The sequence below is a fragment of the Streptomyces sp. NPDC016677 genome, from assembly GCF_055562815.1.
Map to the genome: position 1 here is coordinate 1 of NZ_JBVHEO010000035.1, position 2,941 is coordinate 2,941.

General features: G+C 52.1%; 1 rRNA gene. It reads right to left on the bottom strand.

The features are described from left to right. Positions 1-2 precede the first annotated feature (2 nt). Positions 3-2,937, bottom strand: a 23S ribosomal RNA gene (locus ACZ3IG_RS36075). Positions 2,938-2,941 lie beyond the last annotated feature (4 nt).

The window sequence follows — 2,941 nt, forward strand, 5'->3', positions numbered from 1 at the left end:
TTTTAGTTAAGTCCTCGATCTATTAGTATTTGTCAGCTCCACGTGTCACCACGCTTCCACCTCAAACCTATCAACCTGATCATCTTTCAGGGATCTTACTAGCTTACGCTATGGGAAATCTCATCTCGAGGGGGGCTTCATGCTTAGATGCTTTCAGCACTTATCCCTTCCGCACATAGCTACCCAGCTATGCCTTTGGCAAGACAACTGGTACACCAGCGGTGCGTCCATCCCGGTCCTCTCGTACTAAGGACAGCTCCTCTCAAATTTCCTACGCCCACGACGGATAGGGACCGAACTGTCTCACGACGTTCTGAACCCAGCTCGCGTACCGCTTTAATGGGCGAACAGCCCAACCCTTGGGACCGACTACAGCCCCAGGATGCGATGAGCCGACATCGAGGTGCCAAACCTCCCCGTCGATGTGGACTCTTGGGGGAGATAAGCCTGTTATCCCCGGGGTAGCTTTTATCCGTTGAGCGATGGCCCTTCCATGCGGAACCACCGGATCACTAAGCCCGACTTTCGTCCCTGCTCGACTTGTAGGTCTCGCAGTCAAGCTCCCTTGTGCCTTTACACTCTACGAATGATTTCCAACCATTCTGAGGGAACCTTTGGGCGCCTCCGTTACTTTTTAGGAGGCGACCGCCCCAGTCAAACTGCCCACCTGACACTGTCTCCCACCCCGATAAGGGGTGCGGGTTAGAATGTCAATACAGCCAGGGTAGTATCCCACCAATGCCTCCACCGAAGCTGGCGCTCCGGCTTCCAAGGCTCCTACCTATCCTGTACAAGCTGTACCAAAATTCAATATCAGGCTACAGTAAAGCTCCACGGGGTCTTTCCGTCCTGTCGCGGGTAACCTGCATCTTCACAGGTACTATAATTTCACCGAGTCTCTCGTTGAGACAGTGCCCAGATCGTTACACCTTTCGTGCGGGTCGGAACTTACCCGACAAGGAATTTCGCTACCTTAGGACCGTTATAGTTACGGCCGCCGTTTACTGGGGCTTCAATTCAGAGCTTCGCGCGAACGCTAACCCCTCCTCTTAACCTTCCAGCACCGGGCAGGTGTCAGCCCCTATACTTCGCCTTACGGCTTCGCAGAGACCTGTGTTTTTGCTAAACAGTCGCCTGGGCCTATTCACTGCGGCTCTCTCGGGCTTGCACCCAAAAGAGCACCCCTTCTCCCGAAGTTACGGGGTCATTTTGCCGAGTTCCTTAACGAGAGTTCTCTCGCTCACCTTAGGATTCTCTCCTCGCCTACCTGTGTCGGTTTGCGGTACGGGCACCTTGAATCTCGCTAGAGGCTTTTCTTGGCAGTGTGGAATCAGGAACTTCGGTACTATATTTCCCTCGCCGTCACAGCTCCGCCTTCACGGTAATGGGATTTGCCTCATTACCAGCCTAACTGCTTGGACGTGCTAATCCAACAGCACGCTTACCCTATCCTCCTGCGTCCCCCCATCGCTCAAACGATTCATAAGGTGGTACAGGAATATCAACCTGTTGTCCATCGCCTACGCTCTTCAGCCTCGGCTTAGGTCCCGACTAACCCTGAGTGGACGAGCCTTCCTCAGGAAACCTTAGGCATTCGGTGGATGAGATTCTCACTCATCTTTCGCTACTCATACCGGCATTCTCACTTCTAAGCGCTCCACCAGTCCTTACGGTCTAGCTTCAACGCCCTTAGAACGCTCTCCTACCACTGACATCATAGATGTCAATCCACAGCTTCGGTGATACGTTTAGCCCCGGTACATTTTCGGCGCAGAGTCACTCGACCAGTGAGCTATTACGCACTCTTTAAATGGTGGCTGCTTCTAAGCCAACATCCTGGTTGTCTAAGCAACTCCACATCCTTTTCCACTTAACGTATACTTTGGGACCTTAGCTGGTGGTCTGGGCTGTTTCCCTCTTGACTACGGATCTTATCACTCGCAGTCTGACTCCCAAGGATAAGTATTTGGCATTCGGAGTTTGTCTGAATTCGGTAACCCGATGGGGGCCCCTAGTCCAAACAGTGCTCTACCTCCAATACTCTTACCTTGAGGCTAGCCCTAAAGCTATTTCGGAGAGAACCAGCTATCTCCAAGTTCGATTGGAATTTCTCCGCTACCCACACCTCATCCCCGCACTTTTCAACGTGCGTGGGTTCGGGCCTCCATCCAGTGTTACCTGGACTTCACCCTGGACATGGGTAGATCACCTGGTTTCGGGTCTACGACCACATACTCTATCGCCCTATTCAGACTCGCTTTCGCTGCGGCTCCGTCTCTTCAACTTAACCTTGCATGTAATCGTAACTCGCCGGTTCATTCTACAAAAGGCACGCTATCACCCATTAATGGGCTCTAACTACTTGTAGGCACACGGTTTCAGGATCTATTTCACTCCCCTTCCGGGGTGCTTTTCACCTTTCCCTCACGGTACTGGTTCACTATCGGTCACTAGGGAGTATTTAGCCTTGGGAGATGGTCCTCCCTGCTTCCGACGGGATTTCTCGTGTCCCGCCGTACTCAGGATCCACTCAGGAGGGAACGAAGTTTCGACTACAGGGTTTTTACCTTCTGTGACTGGCCTTTCCAGACCTATTCATCTACCCCGTTCCTTTGTAACTCCATGTAGAGTGTCCTACAACCCCAAGAGGCAAGCCTCTTGGTTTGGGCTAATCCCGTTTCGCTCGCCGCTACTAAGGGAATCGCGTTTGCTTTCTCTTCCTCCGGGTACTTAGATGTTTCAGTTCCCCGGGTCTGCCTTCAGTTACTCTATGTATTCAAGTAACGATACTATCCCATTACGGATAGTGGGTTTCCCCATTCGGAAATCTCCGGATCAAAGCTTACTTACAGCTCCCCGAAGCATATCGGTGTTAGTCCCGTCCTTCATCGGCTCCTAGTGCCAAGGCATCCACCGTGCGCCCTTTCTAACTTAACTTGTT